A 17,462-nucleotide genomic window follows, 5' to 3' on the forward strand; every position below is an offset into this window, starting at 1 on the left:
CTATCTGCCCTTTCCTCAACGACTTTCGCGGGTCGCGACGAGCTCGGCGATGTATCGGGCGCTGACGCCCGGGTCGCCGCCCGCCAGCGCCCATCCTCGGGCCCGCACCAGGTATGCGGTCGCCGCGGCTTCGGCAGAGACACCGAGACCGCCTTGCACGTGCACCGCCATCGTCGCGGCTTTCGAGGCCTCTTCGGCCATGAACACAAACGCCGACGGAGCCAACTCCGGACGCTCGTCGGGTTCGTTGTCCAGGAACCATGCGGCACGCCGCGCCAGATTGCGGCCTCCTTGCACGGTGATGGCGATGTTGGCGAGCGGGTGCGAGATGCCCTGCAGCGTCGAGATCGGCACGCCCAATGTGTAGCGGGTTTTCGCGAACTCCGCCGCGATGGTCATGGTCTCTTCAACGAGGCCCGTCAATGCCGCCGCGGTGAGCACTCGCCACTCGTCCAGTGCCGTCTGGTATTGGGCCAAAGCATCGGCGCCGCTTGCCAACACGAGTCGAGTGTCGGCGGCGGCCGGATCGACCCAGGCCATCGGCAGTCGGCCGATGTTGTCGACCTTGGTCGGCCGGGTGTCGAATTTGAGCAGCACCACGTCGTCACCGTCGCGAACGATGATCTGATCGGCGATCGATCCGGTGGGGATGAGCCGGGTCCCGGACACGTTGTCGTGTTGCGGGTCGAACGCCGCGAGCTGTTTGCCGGTCACGACGTCGGGCTCCGCCGATCCGAGACGGGCCAGCAACCGCGCGGCGCAGACGTGGTCGATCCACGGCACGGGTGCCAGCGAGCGACCGATCTCCTCGGCCACTAATGTCAGATCGACCAGCGTCGCCCCGTCTCCCCCAACCGTGTCCGGTAGCGCCATCGTCGACGCGCCCATCCCGCACAGCCGCTCCCACAGGCTCTTGTCGAAGCCGGATTCCTCTGCGGCACGGACGGTCTCGATCGAGCAATGCGTCTTGAAGAAGTCGCGGTAGGCGGCTTGCAGCGCCTGATGGTCCTCGGTCAGGCTGTAGTCGAGTCGGCGAAGTTCATAGCGGTCCATGGTCAGTGCTCCTCCCGACCCTCGAAGAAGAATTGCTGCGCGTTGTTGTAGAGATAGTTGTCCAGGACCTCGGCCGGCAGATCCAGCGCCTGGGCTTCGGGCACGACGCGGCGCATTTTCAAAACCGGCCAGTCGGAGGCGTAGATGATCTTGTCGCGTCCACGCGTGCGCATGTAATGCAGCAGGCTGTCCGGCAGCCGCTTGGGCGACCAGGCCGAGGTCATCAGGCGAAGGTTGGCGTATTTGATCAGCAACCGAATCGCGACGTCCCACCAGGGATCTGCGCCGTGGATCATGCACAGCTTCAGTTCAGGAAAGCGCACGCACACCCGGTCGAGATGGATGGGGTTCTGCACTTCACCGGGGATGGGCGGTCCCGGGATGCCGGTGTTGATGCACAGCGGCAGACCGATCTCGGCGCATTTGGTGTAGAGCGGATAGTAAACTGCATCACTCGGCGGGTACTGTCCGTCGCCCCAGAAGCTCGGTCCCACAACGGCGTAGGCAACCGGAAGATCGTTGACGACAGCGCCGAGTTCGCGCAACGACGGCATCGGTCGCAAGAGGTTGACGCCACCCATGGCGAGCGCAAAGCGGTCCGGCTTGGCCTCGACGAATTTGCGGGCGGTGACCGACGGTTTCGCGAGATTATCCATCAGGATGGCCCTGCGCACACCCTGCTCGTCCATCTCTTCGAGCAGCTCGGACAAGTCGACCGGAGCGAACATCGAATCCGGGCCCTTGAAGTAGTCGTCGCGCACCTTGAGCATCCACGTGGGCTGCTTCTCGGTCTCGCCGAAGTGCACGTTGACGAGGCAATCGATCACGTGTTGGACGTTCATGTCGACATCGGCGCCTTTTCTGTCGCGTGACGTTTCGCCCAGCGGTAGTCGGCCTTGCCGTTGCCCAGGCGATGAACCTGCTCCACGAAGACGTAAACCTTGGGCGCCTTGAACCGGGCCAGGTGCGACGTGCAATGCGTATGCAGCAGTTCGCGATCCACGACGGCTCCTTCGCGCAGTTGTACCAGCGCCACGATTTCCTCACCCCACCGTTCGCTGGGGCGGCCCACCGCCAGCGCGTCGGCGATCGCCGGATGCGCGCGCAAGATCTCTTCGACCTCTTCGACGAACACCTTTTCTCCGCCGGTGTTGACCACCAGCGAATCACGGCCGTAGAGCCGCAGCGTCCCGTCGTCCTCCAGGCTGGCGCGGTCGCCGGAGATCACCACGCGCTTGCCGTCGATCACCGGAAAAGTCTTGCGGGTGGCGTCGGGATCGTTGAGATACCCCAGTGGAATTCGTCCCTCCCTGGCGACCCAGCCGACCTCGTTCTCGCCGGGGATGAGAAAACGACGGTAGTCCTCGGCAAGCACCAGGCCGCCCTCACGCAGAGTGAACGTGTCGGTTCGGCTGTCGCTGCGACTGTGCCCGAATCCCATGTTGCCGGTCTCCGACGACCCGAAACCATTGATCAGGGTGAGCTGTGGCAACAGCTCCAGAAGAGCCGCTTGATATTTCGGATTCGTCGCAGCCCCGCCGGTGCCGATCATCGCCAGCGACGACAGGTCATAGCTGCCCCGTTGCAACTCGGCGACCAGCGGTGCGGCGTAGGCGTCGCCGACCATCGTCATCATCGCCACGCCCTCACGCTCTGCCGTCTCCCACACCGACCGTGGATCGAGTCGCTTGCTGGTGTCGTACAACACCACGGTGAGGCCGGCCATGATCGCAGAGAACGCCGTCCACATGCCGGCGGCGTGCATCAGCGGTGACACGGCGAACCACGGCGATCCGGCTACACGGCTTACCTTGTCGCGGATCTCCTGGGCCGAATCGTGGTCGGCACCGACCATCGACGAGACGTACATGTCGGATTGGCGCCAGAGCACACCCTTGGGCCGACCGGTGGTGCCCCCGGTGCAGATCATCAGCAGATCATCCGGTGACGCGGTCACGTTCTGATCGGTACCCCCCTGTGACAGAGCGTCATCCAGGGACACCGCACCCGGCAGTTCCGGTGCCGTGCTGCCGTCGTCAACCGACAGCAGCAGATCGGCGCTGTCCGGCGGGAGCACGTCGGCGAACTTCGCGCCGAGCGACTTGTGGTAGATGACGGCACGCGGCCGCACATAGTCGAGCAATTCCCGGACTTCGCGCGGCGCATAGTTGTAGTTGACGTTCACCGGAACGGTGCGGGCCTTGAGGCAACCGATGACCATGTCGGCGTAGAGGTCGTTGTGCATGAGCAAGGCGACGCGGTCCTGACCGCATTCCCAGTTCTCTAAGTTCGCCCGTTCCTCGTGAGCCCCGAAGCCGTTGGCCGCGAGATAGTTTGCGAGCCGACGGGTGCGGTCCGAGGTTTCGCGGAACGTACGGCGACGGTCACCGCAGACGGTGACCGCGCGGTCGGGAATGACCTCGGCGATCACATCCAAGACCGCACCTATGGTCCACTCGCTCATGGGTCCGCGCGGCCTTCAGCGCTCACGCGGCCGAGCCGACTTTGACGCCCAAGAGGTCTAACGCATTGTCGCGCATGACCTTCCGGATGTCGGCAGCACTGAAGCCGACCAGTTCCTCGGTGAACGACACCGGGTTCTCCAACCCTTCGCCATGCGGCCAGTCCGATCCGAACAGGATCTTGTCGACACCGATGACCGACGCCAGCTCAGGCAGGTCGTCCTCGTAGTACGGCGCGATCCAGACATTGGTGCGCAGTTGGTCCACCGGATCCACCGGGAAGAGGTTCGGATGGTTGTTGGCCGCTTTCTTCAGCCGTTTGACCAAGCGATGAACGAAGTAGGAGCCGTTCTCGATGCTGACCGCTTTGAGTTGCGGGTGACGGGTGAACACGCCGTGCGCGATCATCGACGCCATCGTGTCGTGGATCGCGCGGTCGTCGACGAGTATCTGATCCAGCGGATTCGAGCCGCCGAAGGCCTCGAATGTGGACTTTCCGCCCCACATTCCGGCGATCTGCAGGTAACCGCTGTCGCTCAGGTGGAAGCCCACCGGAACCCCCGCCTCGGCCAACGCGGCCCACACCGGATCGTGCAGGGGGTCGCCCAACGACCGGGGCTTGAGCACACCCGGCACCGGCGCCGGGCGCACCAATACCAGCTTGGCGCCGCGGGCCAACACGAACTCCAGTTCGTCGAGAGCTTTGGCCGGGTCGGCCAGCGACACGATCGGCGCGGCGATGATCCGGTGGTCGGGCCGGTCGAAACCCCAATCCTCGTCGAGCCACAAGTTGAACGCGTGGATCGACGCCATGGTCGCCTCGACGTCGTGCTTGAGGGCTTCCTCGACGCCGCACGCGAATGTCGGCAACATGAATACCGTTTCGATGCCCTGGGTGTCCATCACGGTGATACGGGCATCGCGGTTCTGGTACTCGGGGTGCTGCTCGAGCCGCTCGACCTTCATCAGCGACGCGGGATCGACACCGTCTGGGATCTCGCCGCGGAACAACAGATCGAGGCAGCCCGGCACGATGATCGGATCGAATGTCGGGTTGGGTACGAACCGGTTCACCCGGTCTCCGATCACCGCCTGGGTGTGCCTGCCGTCGCTGAAGATCTGCACACCGCGCCTGCGGAACTTCTTGTCCAGATGCCGGGTGAACGCGTCCAGCGGCTCGTAGTAGTGATTGTCGACATCGATCGCCTTATAGCCCAGGTTCCCCATGGTGATCCTTTCCGGTACTGCACGATTCGTCGGTGGTGAGCGCCGAGGCACTCAGACCGGGAAAGCTTGGAGCTCGCTTCTCGAGGAAGCTGGTGACGCCTTCGATCACGTCGGGACGCCGCAGCGACTCCTGCAGCAGGGCATCCGATCGTGAACTTGCGTCGGCGATTTCGCGCATTGCGTCGCCGTAGGCCTGCCGTTTGATCACGGCCATCGATGCCGGCGAGCAGTGCTGGGCGATGTCCTCGGCATAGTCCATCGCGCGCTTCATCAGCTGCTCGGGTGGCACGACTTCTTTGACCAGCCCGAGCTCGGCAGCCTCGTCGGCGAGGAAAGTACGCCCGCTCAACAACAGGTCGAGTGCGACACCCCAACCGGTCAGCCGCGGCAGTATCCACGAGACGCCGTATTCCGCGATCAGCCCGCGCCGGGCGAACGACGCCGCGAACTTCGCACCGTCCGCAGCGAATCGGACGTCGCACATCAGCGCCTGGGTGAGACCGATCCCGACGCATGATCCGTTGATGGCCGCTACGACCGGTTTCGACAGCGAGGTCAGGTAGTAGGGCTGACGTTCGCCGACCAGGCTGGCCAGCTTGCGTTCGTCGGTTTTCTCGATCGACTGCGCGACATTGCCCATCGAACCGAGTTGGGCGCCGGCGCAGAATGCCTTGCCGCGACCGGTCAACACGATCACCCGAACGGCCGGGTCGTCTTCGGCGCGGTCCAACCCCGCGTAGAAAGCGGTCGCAATGTCACCGCCCCAGGTGTTGAGCCGGTCCGGCCGGTTGAGGGTCATGATCGCAACACCGCTCGGGGTGACCTCGTAGAGCACCGCGTGGCCCTCTTCTGAGTCGGCGACGAGGTGGTCAGCGGTATTCATGTGTCCCACTCCTCCTCGAGCACAGGCGGCGACTCCGGCGATGCGTGTACGCATACTGTATACCTATCGGTACCGCATTCTGCAATCGTCGTCGGACGCTGTTTTGCGCCGTCCGAGCGGCCAAAATCGTAGGGTTGGGCGAGGCCGGAGCCACCGTTGCGCCGATGCGCCAAAATCCCTACGAGTGAACCGATTTCGCCGGGAAGGCCTGTCCGCGGTAGACGAGTCGAATGCCCGGAGTGTGTCGCGCCGGCGTTCGTCGGTCCGTGCGGCTCGAGCTTCGCTTGCGGGCGCACGTACCAAAAAGCCTACGATAGGTATTACAGTAACAAGCGGCGTGGGCGACACGGCTGCGTAACTGCAGATCAACCGGCAGGTGACGGTAGATTCGAACCCGTCGGCCGCGAAGCGTCGAACGTGATGGAGGTGCCCGCAGTGGCCAAGCAAGCAACCGCGGAGAAGCGTCAGCGGCGTGAACGTGGATCCATCAACCCCGACGACATCATCAGCGGCGCGTTCGAACTCGCGGAGCAGGTCTCGATCGACAACCTGAGCATGCCGTTGCTCGGCAAGCACCTCGGTGTCGGAGTGACGAGCATCTACTGGTACTTCCGCAGAAAGGACGATCTTCTCAACGCGATGACCGATCGGGCGCTGCGCAAGTACGTCTTCGCAACCCCCTACGTGGAGGCCAGCGATTGGCGCGAAACACTGCGCAATCACGCCCGCTCGATGCGAAAAACGTTCATGGGCAACCCAATTCTGTGCGATCTGATTCTGATCAGGTCAGCACTGAGCCCGCGCGCAGCCAAGGTCGGGGTTCAGGAGATCGAAAAAGCCATCGCCGGCCTCGTCGAGGCGGGACTGTCACCGGAAGAGGCCTTCGACACGTACTCCGCAGTCTCGGTACACGTTCGGGGCTCAGTCGTGCTGCATCGCCTCCAGGAGAAAAACCAGGCGACCGAGAACGGTGGGCGCACGATCGAAGACACGATGGTCATCGACGCCAAGACCACCCCGCTGCTGGCACGGATGACGACGAAGGGCCGTCACATCGGCGCCGCCGACGACAACAATTTCGAATACGGCCTGGATTGCATTCTCGACCACGCCACTCGACTGATCGAGCAGGGCTCGAAGTCGACTGGCCATCAACGTAAGTCGACGTCAGCCCGGCCACGCAAGACTTCCCGATAGCTCAGCTCGATGGCGGCTCCGGCACAGTGAAGTGCTCGTCGCGCAGCCGGAAGGCCTCCTTCGTGCCGTGCTGCGCCCGGGTCTTGACGAAGTTGAACTCCCCCGGCGCAAACTGCAGATTCGTGCCGAAAGCGTGAAATAGATAGCTCGCAACCTCTTCGCCCTGGTACGCCTGGCTCTGCTCGACGAGCCGAAATGCCTCCTTGGCGATGACGATACCGTCGGCCGGCATCTTGGCCGCCTTCTCCGCCCAGAATTGCGCCCGGGCCGCTTCGTGGCCGGGATCGCAAGTCTCCGTGAAGATTCCGAGGTGTTCGATCGTGGCGGCCTCGATGATGTCACCCGTCAACAGCAGGCGTCGTGCCAGCACCGGCCCCAGTCGATGGAAGAACATATGCAGGCTGCCCAGCGCGGGTCCCAGGAATCGGGTAGCCGGCATGCCGACCTTGGTATTGCGCGCGATGACGGAAATGTCTGTCATCAGCGCGATCTCGAAGCCACCGCCGAGCGCGTAGCCGCTGATCTCACCCACGGTGACCTTCGGGAAGCCCATCAGGTTGTGGTAGAAGCTGAACGACTTGCGGTCGACCGTGAGCCGTCGGCGCTGACTGGGACGCGTCTTGGCCGGCCCCTCGGGACTGCGCTCGCCGTACCAACCGTAAGCATTGTTCATGTCGGCGCCGGTGCTGAATACGCCATCCGCTCCGCGTAGCATGACGACGGTCAGATCGTCGTCCTCGGCGACATGATCCAGACACCGGGCGACTGCGTCGCGCATCGTCGCATCGTAGGAATTGCGTTGTTTGGGATTGTTTAACGTTATTGTCGCGATCCGCTTTTCCGGATCGATGTGGAAAAGAACGCGATCGTCGCCGCTATCTGAGACCGTCATCTGCCGGACCCCCTCCTGTTGTGTGCCCGCCGTTGGACACCGAGCGCGGAACCAGTCGCGGCCCGACGTCTGACATCAGCTTGGCCTCGATGGTCTGGTTGCCGGCGAAGGCAAGGGTGTTGCGCCGCGCCGCCGCGAGGTGGTCTTGAGCCAGCCGGACCGCCTTGCCGGCGTTGCCGTCGCAGATCGCGTCGAGCAGCCGCTGATGGTCACGCAAGGCCGCTCGCTTTGTCTTGTCCACCATCGGGGCTGGTTCGCCGTGGCCGTTCCAGACCGAGGACTCGTGCGCCGACCAGATCAACTCCAGCGACCCGATCAACAAGATCATCGGCTCGTTGCCGCAACGCGAGACCAAGGTCTCGTGAAACCGGCGGGCGTTCGGCACATACTGCGAATCGTCATCGAATTGGGTTGTCTGCAGATCGATCTCGGCCTGCAGATAGGGGACGACTTCGGTCATCCGGTCATCTCGCGCGGCGCACATCCCCGCGCAGATCGGCTCGAGGTGCAAGAGCGCCTCGCTGACGTCGACCGGCGTGGCGGCCCGAGATTGCAACACCATGCTGATCATGTGCGCGGTCCGCTCGGCCGTCGGGTGCTGGACGACCGCGCCGCCGACGTTACCGCGACGGACCGAGATCAGCCCGTCGGTCTCCAGGATGTGGATCGCCTCGCGCAGCGCCGGCGGGCTGACTCCGAATTCACCGAAAAGGCTTTCCTGCGAGGGAAGAACATCGCCCTCTTTCAGGCGGCCCGACAGAATGTCATCCCGCAGTTTCGACGCCACGATCTCGGCGACGCGCGGTTGGCGGAAGCGCTGCGGTGCCACGTCAGCTCGTCTCGGCTCGTCGCTTGCCCAGACGATGGCCCGTCAACTTCTCGGGGGGCAGTGCCAGCGTCGTGGTTTCGCCGATGCACAGCAGTTCACCGTCGCGCAGTAATCGGGCTGTCGACGCAATCCCACGGTCGACCTCGCTGCGGGAGATCTCGAAACGCAATTCGGTCAGCACCGGCGTCGGACGATGGAAGGTGACCTGCAGCGAACGGGTCTTGCCGGACAGCCCGACAACGCAGTTCTGATGCTGCATCACGCAGTCGAAGAAGACCGCCAGGAAACCACCGTGCACCAGTCCCGGCGGGCCTTCGAAGACAAGTGGGAAGGCGACACTCCCGGACGCGGTTTCGCCATCGATCCGGTCGAAGCGATATTCCGGAAAGCACGGGTTGAACGCGCCGATGTCCGTCGCGTGATCGAGGTAGACACGACAGCTTGCCTCGTCACCGATCCGTGGGGTGCTGTCCGGCGGCACCGCCACGCTGAGTTCGCGCTCCCACGCGCCGATCTGTGCGAGCATCGCGTCGACCGTCGGGTGCGGCTGCTCCAACGACAGCAGCAACGAGCTGAGGCGGCGCATTGCACCGGCCGCCTCGACAATTTGGGGCAGCGGCGCCTCGCCGAACCGCGCCGTGTGGCGTTCGCCCATCCGACCTCTTCCCGACGCCCTGTTCCGTAACGCCGCTTTCCTTGCTAAGTTATACAGTGCAGAACTCGTATTGCCTACTGTAGGGGTATCTGTATCGGCAGGGAAGGGCAGATTCGACAGTGAGTCAGGACGTGGACTCCGCGGCGGTGGACGGCTCGCTCGTCGCGAGCCGCGACGGCGCGATCCTGCGGCTCACGCTCGACCGCCCGTCACACCGTAATGCGCTGAACCACAGCATGATCGAGAGCTTGGTCGCCGAGTTGAGCAGAGCAGCAACCGACGACGCGCTGCGGGTAATCCTCATCCAAGGCGCCGGCGACGATTTCTGCTCGGGCGCTGACTGGGTCGCCACCAACAACAGCAGCGATCAACGGCCCCGCACCGGCGACGTCCTGCGGCGTCTACCCCACGGCGCCCACCGGGTGATCGAGTTGATTCACCACATCCAGTTGCCGGTGGTCTGCAGCGTGCGCGGGTTCGCGGTCGGGCTGGGCTGCAATCTGGCGCTGGTGGCCGACTTCACCGTCGCCGCCGCTGACGCCGAGTTCTGGGAACCCTTCGCCGCGCGTGGATTCAGCCCCGACTCCGGCTCGACCTGGCTACTCCCCCGATTGGTCGGGCTGACCCGAGCCAAGCAGATGCTGTTGCTCGGCGACAAAGTGAGCGCCGTCGACGCGGCCAACTGGGGCCTGATCCATCAGTCCGTCGAGCCGGCCGACTTGGACCGGGCGACCGAGGCGCTATTGATCCGCCTGGCCAACGGACCGACGGTGGCACTGGGACTGGCCAAGCAGGCGATCAACTACGGCCAGCATGCGACGTTGAACCAGTCGATGACGCAGGAGCTCTTCGATGTAGAACTATCTTGCAGGACAAGTGATTTCAAAGAGGGCCTTGCTGCGTTCCGGGAGCGCCGCCCGCCAGAATTTCGCGGCCGATGAATAACAGCAAAGGGGAATCGTGATGTCCGCACCGTCATACGACACCATCAAATACGAAGTCGACGGACACAAGGCCACCATCACCCTGAATCGGCCCGACGCCCTCAACGCGCTGAGCCCTCATATGGTCACCGAGCTGCGCAACGCATATCACGAGGCTGAAAACGACGACGCGGTATGGCTTCTCATCGTCACCGGCACCGGGCGGGCTTTCTGCACCGGCGCTGACGTCAAGGCGATTCCCGGCGACGGCAAGGTGATCAACGAACGCCCGTACCTGTCCAGCTATGAGCAATGGGAGGCGCCGCAAGAGGGCACACCGCCGTTCCGAACGATGGCCAAACCGGTGCTCGCCGCGATCAACGGATTATGTTGTGGCGCTGGCCTCGACTGGGTCACCACCGGCGACATCGTCATCGCGTCCGACAAGGCGACATTCTTCGATCCGCACGTCAGCATCGGACTGGTCGCCGCGCGCGAGCTGGTCCGAGTGGCCCGGGTGCTGCCGCGTTCGATCGCACTGCGGATGGCGCTGATGGGCAAGCACGAACGGCTCAGCGCGCAAAGGGCATACGAGCTCGGCATGATCAGCGAGATCGTCGACCACGACCGCCTGCTGGAGCGCGCCCACGAGATCGCCGACATCGTCAACTCGAATGCGCCGCTTGCCGTACGGGGCACCAGACTGGCCATCCTCAAGGGGTTGGACCTGCCACTGCACGAAGCCGAGATGCTGGCAGAGTCGTTCCGCGAACGGAACCTGCACACCGAGGACTCGCTCGAGGGCCCCAAGGCGTTCGTCGAAAAGCGGCCACCGGAATGGCGGTGTCGATGACTTTCCAGACCATCGAACTCGCGGTGGACAGCGGGGACCGGATTGCCACCATCACATTGAACCGCCCCGATCAACTCAACGCGTTCAACCGAACGATGTGCGAGGAGATGGCGCAGGCGTGGCGACTCGTCAAGGCGGACGACTCCGTCAATGCGATCGTTCTGCGAGCCGCGGGCAGTCGGGCGTTCAGCGCGGGCCTCGACGTCAAGACGCCATACGGTCAGCCCGAAAACATCTGGAATCACGAAGATCCCGGCGAGGCGCTCAGTCCGAAGTGGCAGAAGATGTGGAAGCCGGTGGTGTGCGCCGTGCAAGGCATGTGCACAGCGGGCGCGTTCTACTTCATCAACGAGTCCGATGTCGTCATCTGCTCCACCGACGCCACGTTCTTCGATTCCCATGTATCGGCCGGGCTGGTGTGCGCTCTCGAGCCGGTCGGGTTGATGCGTCGCATCGGCCTGGGTGAATCGCTGCGAATTGCGTTGATGGGCAACGATGAGCGGGTCAGCGCCGAGACGGCACTGCGTATCGGTTTGGTCTCCGAAGTCGTTTCGCCGGAGCGCCTGTGGGGACGCGCGCACGAGATCGCGGCGACCATCGCGGCCAAGCCGCCGTCGGCGACCCAGGGCACGGTGAAGGCAATCTGGGAGTCGTTGGACAAGCCTTACCGCGCCGCGCTGGATCAGGGTCTGATCTATACCCGGCTCGGAAATCCAATCGGCACCGCCGAACTCGCGGCCCGAGGCGGTGGCCGCGCACCGGATCCAAAAATCCGATGACCTCGATGTCCAGGCACCGGCTCAGCCAACGCATCGACCACGTTCTGCGCCTGCAGCCCGAATCACCGGCGCTGGAATACGACCGGCGTTGGGTGTCATGGGGAGAGCTCGACCAATTGGCGACCCGGATCGCGCGGCTCGTCGGTGACAGCCGACCCGAAGTGGGCATCCTGCTCCGCAACCGCCCCGCGCAGGTCGCCTCGTTGCTCGGTGTGCTGCGCTGCGGCGCGACGGTCGTCGTCATCAACCCGGCGCGCGGCGACGAACGCCTCAAGGCGGATCTGAGTGAGCTCGCGCTTCCCCTGATCATCGGCGAGGCGGATGACCTCGCCATGCTCGGCCAGATACCCGACGTGACGACGGTATCCATCGACGGACTAGCTGCCGAGCCAAAGGTGCGCGCAGCCAGGCTTTCTCATTCAGAGCGGCCTGGAGTCGCCGTGCGGATGTTGACCAGCGGCACGACCGGACCGCCCAAGCGGGTGGACCTCAGCTACGACATGCTCGCGCACAGCGTGATGGGGCCCGAGGCTAACAAAGCGTCGGCGCCGACGGAGTTACGCCGCGGCGTTGCGATCGTGAACTCACCGCTCGTCCACATCGGCGGGGTGTTCCGGATCCTGCAGTGTGTCGCCGAGGCGCGACCGTTCGTGTTGCTGGAACGATTCGAACTCGACAGCTGGGCCGCAGCGGTCCGCACCCACCGGCCCCGCGCGGTGTCGCTGGTGCCGACCGCATTGCGGATGGTGCTGCATTCCGAACTGTCTCGTGACGACCTGGCAGGCATCAGGGTCGTGACGTCCGGCACCGCGCCGCTGTCACCGGAGGATTCCGACGCGTTCACTGAGAAATACGGCATCCCGGTGTTGACCTCCTATGCCGCAACAGAATTCGGCGGAGGGGTCGCCGGCTGGACGTTGCCCGATTACCGAGAGCATTGGCACGCCAAACGCGGCAGCGTCGGACGGGCCAATCCGGGTGCGGGCCTGCGCGTGGTCGGTGACGACGGCAATCCGCTGGAAGCCAACCGGATCGGGCTGCTCGAGGTGAAGCCGGCGCAGCTCGGTCCTTCCGCGGGCTGGATGCGCACCACGGACATGGCCCGCATCGACGCCGATGGGTTCCTGTGGATCGTCGGCCGCGCAGACCAGGCGATCATCCGCGGCGGCTTCAAAATCATGCCCGACGATGTACGCAACGCCCTGGAAAGCCATCCCGCTGTCGCGGGTGCCGCTGTCGTCGGGCGCCGCGACGACCGGCTCGGCGAGACACCGGTGGCGATGGTGGAAGTCCGAGAACCGACAGATCCGCCCGCGCTGATCGACTACCTGCGGACTCGGTTGGCGCGCTACGAGATTCCCACCGAAATCGTCATCGTTCCAGAACTGCCCAGAACTCCGTCCGGCAAGCCTGATCTGAGTGCGGTCCGCGGCTACTTCAGTGACAGCGTCGCTGCCGTGCAGGGTGACCATGCGTGAATCGCCGACCGTCGGTGAAATACTGCGCGACCAGGCGATCCGACGAGGCGAGCATCCGCTGCTGGTCTGCGACGACGACCGCGTCAGCTACGCCGAAGCCGACCGTCGCTCAACGTTGTTGGCGCGTCAGTTGGTCGGTCTGGGCGCGGGCAAAGGCAGCCACGTCGGACTGCTGTACCCCAACGGTGTCGCGTTTGTCGTCGGCACGCTCGCCGCAGCGCGGATCGGAGCCGTGGTCGTCCCGTTCTCCACGTTCTGCACCGCGCGGGAATTGCGTGAGCAGCTGTTCGACAGCGACACCGTGATCCTTCTGGCCGCGACGTCGTACCGATCCCACGACTATCGTCAACGGCTGGCCGATGCGTTGCCGGGTTCACGCGTCGGCTCCGGCGATCGGTTTTTCGATGCTGCCGCACCGCAATTGCGTCATGTCCTGTTCGAAAACCAGCCCGCCGGGGCGGTCAGCGAGGCGCTGCTGGTGGCGATGCAGGACGATGTCGACGGCTCCGACCCGCTGGCGATCATCTACACCTCCGGCACAACGAGTACCCCCAAGGGAGTGGTGCACACCCACGCTGCGCTGCTCAATCACCAGCGAAACCTGAACAAGGTCCGCAAGCTTACCGCCGCCGAGACGCTGTTCTGCAACTCACCGTTCTTCTGGATCGGCGGCTTCGCGTTCGCGTTGCTCGCCACGTTGATCGCCGGGTCGACACTGGTGTGCTCAAACGCCGAGGACCCGGGCCGGACGCTCGATCTGCTGGAGGCCGAGAAGCCCACGCTGACCAACGGTTTCGCCGCCGGCATCGCGCGTTTGGCGCAGCACCCGAGTTTCCCCAGTCGCGACCTGTCGTCGATGCGCCGGGGCAACCTCTACCCCGTCATGGCTCCCGAAGCGCGGCCGGCGGACCCGGAGTTGCGACACAACATGCTCGGGCTGACCGAAGCCGGCAGCGTGGTACTGATCAGCGCCGATGAGAGCGACCAACCCGAGCATCGACGTGGATCATTCGGCAAACCGGCACCGGGGTTGGCAGCCAAGATCATCGACCCGGACACTAGGAAGCCGGTCGAGGACGGCGCACGCGGAGAGCTGTGCATCCGCGGCCCGTGCCTGATGCAGCGGTACTACAAGCGAAGCCGTGAAGACAGTTTCGACCCCGACGGCTGGTTTCATACCGGCGACCTGGCCGCCATCGACAGTGACGGGTTTGTCTACTACCTCGGCCGGCGCGGTTCGATGATCAAGACAGCCGGCGCCAACGTGTCTCCGAGCGAAGTCGAGCAGGCGATCGCAAAAGTCACCGACGGTGTCGTCGCGCATGTGGTCGGCATCGCCGACCCCGACCGCGGTGAGATGGTCGCGGCCGTCATCGCGATGGACGACGTGGCCGACTTCGACGAGGCCACGCTGCGTCGCCGGCTCACTGCCGAACTGTCGGCGTACAAGATCCCCAAGCGATTCGCGGTCGTACCGAACGCCGATATTCCGTTGCTGGCGAGCGGCAAAGTGAACCGGCAGAAGTTGGCGACGTTCTTCGATGCCTGACACCGTCGACGATCTGGTGAGGCTTCACGCCGGTGCGCATTCGGCCAAGCCGATGGTGATCGATTCCGACTGCCGACTCGGCTATCGCGAACTCGATTGCAGCACAGCCGATCTTGCTTCAGCATTCATCGACGCCGGGGTCAGCAAAGGCACCAGGGTCGGGCTCGTCATGCCCAACGGTGTCCGATGGGTGCAGATCGCGATTGCGCTCACCCGTATCGGGGCGGTACTGGTTCCGCTCAGCACGCTGTTGCGGGCGCCGGAGCTCGTCGCCCAACTGCGAACCGCGTCGGTGCAGTTCCTGATCACCGTCGAGGAATTCCGCGGCCATCGTTACGTCGATGACCTCCGGTCAGTTCTCGATGTCGACGATCCGACAGCACCGCTGCACTGTCCCGAACTTCCCGCACTGCGCCAGGTTTGGCCGGCCGATCAGCTGCCGAAGTCACCGGGGGTGTCCACTGTCGACGCGGTGGCCGCGACGGTGACACCCAGCGATCCGATGGTCATCATGTTCACCTCCGGCAGCAGCGGAGCGCCCAAGGGGGTGGTGCATTCGCACGGCAGCGCGTTGGGCGCCGTCCGATCCGGCTTGGCAAGCCGCTGCATCGATTCCGAGACGCGGCTGTACCTACCGATGCCGTTTTTCTGGGTGGGCGGTTTCGGCAGCGGCGTGCTGTCGGCGCTGGTGGCCGGCGCCACCCTGGTGACCGAGGAGATCCCGCAACCGGACACCACGCTGCGCCTGCTGGAGCGCGAGCGGGTGACGCTGTTTCGGGGCTGGCCCGATCAGGCCGAAGCGTTGGCGCGTCACCCGTCCCGTACCGAGACTGACCTGTCGGCGCTGCGTCCCGGCAGTCTCGACGCCTTGCTGCCAGTCGGCCGGCGCGCTCAACCCGGCTCCCGGGCAACACTGTTCGGCATGACCGAGGCGTTCGGACCGTACTGCGGCTATCCCGCCGACACCGACATGCCACACTCGGCCTGGGGCAGCTGCGGCAAGCCGTTTCCCGGCACGGAGGTCCGAATCACCGACCCCGACAGCGGACGGCCGGTTCCGGCGGAAACCGTTGGGATGATCGAGATTCGGGGGCCGCACACCCTGCGCGGAATATGCCGACGCACGCGCGAGGACGTCTTCACCGCCGACGGCTTTTACCCGACCGGTGACCTCGGCCGGCTCGACGACGACGGTTTCCTGTTCTACCACGGCCGATCCGACGACATGTTCAAAGTCAGCGGCGCGACCGTCTATCCCGGCGAGGTCGAGCGGGCGCTGCGCACCATCGACGGCGTCGAGAACGCATTCGTGACCAACGTTCCCGGCACATCGGGCGAACGCGTGGGCGTGGCGGTGGTGTGTAGCGCGCGCACGCCGGCAGCCGAGGAGTTGCGGAGTTCAGCGCGAGCACTGTTGAGCGCGTTCAAAGTTCCGACGGTGTGGCTGATGCTCGGGTCCGACGACGACGTTCCCCGTGGGGGCACCGGCAAGGTCGACGTCCGCCGCCTGCGGGACATGCTGATCGAGGCGGGCCGGCCTTAAGGCACGCGCGTCCAGGGTTGACAGTTCCGTGACTCGAAGGCCTTCACCGACGAGTTGATGTTCGCGAACATCGGGCCGACAGACATATTCGTCTGCAAGACGTGCTCCTTGTTCGCATCGGGCGTGCTGTAGGTGAACCACGCGCACATCGAGTCTTGCGTGGGCACATTGTTGATCCATACCCCGAACGTCGACCCCGACCCAGCCGTGCGGTACAGGCCGGGAGCGATATCGGGCCCGACAACGAAGACGCCGTTGCCGGGGATCGGGTCCATCGGATCGGCGATGGCGGGTGGAGCAAGCGCAATTCCCGCCACACAGACAACCGCTAACGCAGAAGCGCGAGATGCGAGCACTGGGGGCATGTCTTCCTTCTCCAATTGTCGCCCACCCCGATGGCAGCGTATGCCCATGCGCGGGTGCGGGACAACAGATGGCGGCAGGGGGTTGTCAGGACGCACCGTCGTCCGCGTCGACGACGCCGTGCTCGACGAGATGGTCGATCAACGGAACCGCGCCGGCAGCCAGATGCTCGGACATCGCCCTGCGCGCCGACTCGCCGTCGCGCTTACCCAACGCCGTCAGCACCCGCCGGTGATCTTTGATCGATTGGGCGGGCCAGCCGGTGATGACCGGAAAGACGGATTCCGGTGCATAGCGGGTGATCTGCGACATCATCTGGGCGAGCTTCGGCGACGCAGCGGCCACGTTGATCGCCCGGTGGAACTCGTGATTGAGCCGAACTGTCCGTTCGATGTCGTTGCCGGCGTAGGCCTGCTCGAGCTGCGCTTGGATCGCTTTGAGCTCGCGCAGCTGATCGTCGTCGATGTTGTCGGCTGCCCGGGCGGCGAGTTCGCCGCCCACATGCGCCTGCAGATTGGCGACATCGGCGAGATCGCGCCCGGTCACCGGCAACACCACGAAGCCGCGCCGTGGTTGCTGGGCCAGCAACCCCTCGGCGCGTAGTTCGAACAACGCCTCCCGCACCGGGGTCACGCTGATCCCGAGTTCGGCGGCCAACTGATCGAGACGGACGTACTCTCCGGCGGAGTAGGTGCCGTCGAAGATCCGCTTACGGACATATCGCGCAACGTCTTCCGAGAGTTGTGGTCGCGCGGCGAAATCCGGCACGCTCATGG

The 17,462-nt window shown here is 64.6% G+C and carries 17 protein-coding genes; 7 read left to right on the forward strand and 10 right to left on the reverse strand.

The window, feature by feature from the left end; genetic code table 11:
- Window positions 1-15: 15 nt before the first annotated feature.
- The 5 genes from G6N27_RS08340 to G6N27_RS08360 are packed head-to-tail and all read right to left on the reverse strand — an operon-like array spanning window position 16 to window position 5,625.
- Window positions 16-1,053, reverse strand: coding sequence for an acyl-CoA dehydrogenase family protein (locus tag G6N27_RS08340; protein WP_163775911.1), 1,038 nt, complete (start codon window positions 1,051-1,053; stop codon window positions 16-18).
- A gap of 2 nt (window positions 1,054-1,055) precedes the next feature.
- The gene (locus tag G6N27_RS08345; RefSeq protein WP_163775912.1) at window positions 1,056-1,895 is read right to left on the reverse strand and encodes an amidohydrolase family protein; all 840 of its coding nucleotides are present in this window, start codon (window positions 1,893-1,895) and stop codon (window positions 1,056-1,058) included.
- On the reverse strand, window positions 1,892-3,517 hold the full coding sequence (locus tag G6N27_RS08350; RefSeq protein ID WP_163775913.1) for an acyl-CoA synthetase: 1,626 nt from the start codon (window positions 3,515-3,517) through the stop codon (window positions 1,892-1,894). The genes G6N27_RS08345 and G6N27_RS08350 overlap by 4 nt, the downstream gene beginning before the upstream one ends.
- Before the next feature lie 22 nt (window positions 3,518-3,539).
- Window positions 3,540-4,742, reverse strand: coding sequence for an amidohydrolase family protein (locus G6N27_RS08355; RefSeq protein ID WP_163775914.1), 1,203 nt, complete (start codon window positions 4,740-4,742; stop codon window positions 3,540-3,542).
- Window positions 4,723-5,625 (reverse strand): enoyl-CoA hydratase, encoded by a 903-nt coding sequence (locus G6N27_RS08360; protein WP_163775915.1) that lies wholly within the window; start codon window positions 5,623-5,625, stop codon window positions 4,723-4,725. The genes G6N27_RS08355 and G6N27_RS08360 overlap by 20 nt, the downstream gene beginning before the upstream one ends.
- A gap of 420 nt (window positions 5,626-6,045) precedes the next feature.
- Between G6N27_RS08360 and G6N27_RS08365 the strand changes: the two genes are divergently transcribed.
- Window positions 6,046-6,822, forward strand: a complete 777-nt coding sequence (locus G6N27_RS08365) for a TetR/AcrR family transcriptional regulator (protein WP_163775916.1) — start codon at window positions 6,046-6,048, stop codon at window positions 6,820-6,822.
- 1 nt (window position 6,823) lies between these two features.
- Here the strand turns inward: G6N27_RS08365 and G6N27_RS08370 are convergent, their stop codons facing one another.
- The 3 genes from G6N27_RS08370 to G6N27_RS08380 are packed head-to-tail and all read right to left on the reverse strand — an operon-like array spanning window position 6,824 to window position 9,198.
- On the reverse strand, window positions 6,824-7,714 hold the full coding sequence (locus tag G6N27_RS08370) for an enoyl-CoA hydratase/isomerase family protein (protein WP_163775917.1): 891 nt from the start codon (window positions 7,712-7,714) through the stop codon (window positions 6,824-6,826).
- Window positions 7,698-8,543: a FadR/GntR family transcriptional regulator gene (locus G6N27_RS08375; RefSeq protein ID WP_163775918.1), complete on the reverse strand. Its 846-nt coding sequence runs from the start codon at window positions 8,541-8,543 to the stop codon at window positions 7,698-7,700. The genes G6N27_RS08370 and G6N27_RS08375 overlap by 17 nt, the downstream gene beginning before the upstream one ends.
- A gap of 1 nt (window position 8,544) precedes the next feature.
- The gene (locus tag G6N27_RS08380) at window positions 8,545-9,198 is read right to left on the reverse strand and encodes a PaaI family thioesterase (RefSeq protein WP_163775919.1); all 654 of its coding nucleotides are present in this window, start codon (window positions 9,196-9,198) and stop codon (window positions 8,545-8,547) included.
- A 119-nt stretch (window positions 9,199-9,317) separates the two neighbouring features.
- Here G6N27_RS08380 and G6N27_RS08385 point away from each other — a divergent pair, with 119 nt between their 5' ends.
- From G6N27_RS08385 to G6N27_RS08410, 6 genes are read left to right on the forward strand one after another with little or no spacing between them, the layout of a single operon-like run.
- Window positions 9,318-10,139 (forward strand): enoyl-CoA hydratase/isomerase family protein, encoded by an 822-nt coding sequence (locus tag G6N27_RS08385; RefSeq protein ID WP_163775920.1) that lies wholly within the window; start codon window positions 9,318-9,320, stop codon window positions 10,137-10,139.
- A 22-nt stretch (window positions 10,140-10,161) separates the two neighbouring features.
- Window positions 10,162-10,974, forward strand: coding sequence for an enoyl-CoA hydratase/isomerase family protein (locus G6N27_RS08390; RefSeq protein ID WP_163775921.1), 813 nt, complete (start codon window positions 10,162-10,164; stop codon window positions 10,972-10,974).
- Window positions 10,971-11,753: an enoyl-CoA hydratase/isomerase family protein gene (locus tag G6N27_RS08395; protein WP_163775922.1), complete on the forward strand. Its 783-nt coding sequence runs from the start codon at window positions 10,971-10,973 to the stop codon at window positions 11,751-11,753. Before G6N27_RS08390 ends, G6N27_RS08395 begins: the two co-directional genes overlap by 4 nt.
- A gap of 5 nt (window positions 11,754-11,758) precedes the next feature.
- Complete coding sequence (locus G6N27_RS08400) at window positions 11,759-13,231, forward strand: class I adenylate-forming enzyme family protein (protein WP_163781524.1); 1,473 nt, start codon at window positions 11,759-11,761, stop codon at window positions 13,229-13,231.
- The gene (locus G6N27_RS08405) at window positions 13,224-14,780 is read left to right on the forward strand and encodes a class I adenylate-forming enzyme family protein (protein ID WP_163775923.1); all 1,557 of its coding nucleotides are present in this window, start codon (window positions 13,224-13,226) and stop codon (window positions 14,778-14,780) included. The genes G6N27_RS08400 and G6N27_RS08405 overlap by 8 nt, the downstream gene beginning before the upstream one ends.
- Window positions 14,773-16,323: a class I adenylate-forming enzyme family protein gene (locus G6N27_RS08410; protein ID WP_163775924.1), complete on the forward strand. Its 1,551-nt coding sequence runs from the start codon at window positions 14,773-14,775 to the stop codon at window positions 16,321-16,323. The genes G6N27_RS08405 and G6N27_RS08410 overlap by 8 nt, the downstream gene beginning before the upstream one ends.
- Here G6N27_RS08410 and G6N27_RS08415 read toward each other — a convergent pair.
- Both G6N27_RS08415 and G6N27_RS08420 read right to left on the reverse strand, forming a co-directional pair.
- Window positions 16,320-16,688, reverse strand: a complete 369-nt coding sequence (locus G6N27_RS08415) for a hypothetical protein (protein WP_163775925.1) — start codon at window positions 16,686-16,688, stop codon at window positions 16,320-16,322. The genes G6N27_RS08410 and G6N27_RS08415 overlap by 4 nt on opposite strands.
- Window positions 16,689-16,773: 85 nt before the next feature.
- Window positions 16,774-17,460, reverse strand: a complete 687-nt coding sequence (locus G6N27_RS08420; protein ID WP_163775926.1) for a GntR family transcriptional regulator — start codon at window positions 17,458-17,460, stop codon at window positions 16,774-16,776.
- Window positions 17,461-17,462 lie beyond the last annotated feature (2 nt).

The sequence above is a fragment of the Mycobacterium cookii genome (assembly GCF_010727945.1).
GTDB classification, from domain to species: domain Bacteria; phylum Actinomycetota; class Actinomycetes; order Mycobacteriales; family Mycobacteriaceae; genus Mycobacterium; species Mycobacterium cookii.

Bases quoted from the DNA above. Each gene is read 5' to 3' on its own strand.
- G6N27_RS08340 (WP_163775911.1), bottom strand. From the start codon at position 1,053: ATGGACCGCTATGAACTTCGCCGACTCGACTACAGCCTGACCGAGGAC.
- G6N27_RS08345 (WP_163775912.1), bottom strand. From the start codon at position 1,895: ATGAACGTCCAACACGTGATCGATTGCCTCGTCAACGTGCACTTCGGC.
- G6N27_RS08350 (WP_163775913.1), bottom strand. From the start codon at position 3,517: ATGAGCGAGTGGACCATAGGTGCGGTCTTGGATGTGATCGCCGAGGTC.
- G6N27_RS08355 (WP_163775914.1), bottom strand. From the start codon at position 4,742: ATGGGGAACCTGGGCTATAAGGCGATCGATGTCGACAATCACTACTAC.
- G6N27_RS08360 (WP_163775915.1), bottom strand. From the start codon at position 5,625: ATGAATACCGCTGACCACCTCGTCGCCGACTCAGAAGAGGGCCACGCG.
- G6N27_RS08365 (WP_163775916.1), top strand. From the start codon at position 6,046: ATGGAGGTGCCCGCAGTGGCCAAGCAAGCAACCGCGGAGAAGCGTCAG.
- G6N27_RS08370 (WP_163775917.1), bottom strand. From the start codon at position 7,714: ATGACGGTCTCAGATAGCGGCGACGATCGCGTTCTTTTCCACATCGAT.
- G6N27_RS08380 (WP_163775919.1), bottom strand. From the start codon at position 9,198: ATGGGCGAACGCCACACGGCGCGGTTCGGCGAGGCGCCGCTGCCCCAA.
- G6N27_RS08390 (WP_163775921.1), top strand. From the start codon at position 10,162: ATGTCCGCACCGTCATACGACACCATCAAATACGAAGTCGACGGACAC.
- G6N27_RS08395 (WP_163775922.1), top strand. From the start codon at position 10,971: ATGACTTTCCAGACCATCGAACTCGCGGTGGACAGCGGGGACCGGATT.
- G6N27_RS08400 (WP_163781524.1), top strand. From the start codon at position 11,759: ATGTCCAGGCACCGGCTCAGCCAACGCATCGACCACGTTCTGCGCCTG.
- G6N27_RS08405 (WP_163775923.1), top strand. From the start codon at position 13,224: ATGCGTGAATCGCCGACCGTCGGTGAAATACTGCGCGACCAGGCGATC.
- G6N27_RS08410 (WP_163775924.1), top strand. From the start codon at position 14,773: ATGCCTGACACCGTCGACGATCTGGTGAGGCTTCACGCCGGTGCGCAT.
- G6N27_RS08415 (WP_163775925.1), bottom strand. From the start codon at position 16,688: ATGCCCCCAGTGCTCGCATCTCGCGCTTCTGCGTTAGCGGTTGTCTGT.
- G6N27_RS08420 (WP_163775926.1), bottom strand. From the start codon at position 17,460: ATGAGCGTGCCGGATTTCGCCGCGCGACCACAACTCTCGGAAGACGTT.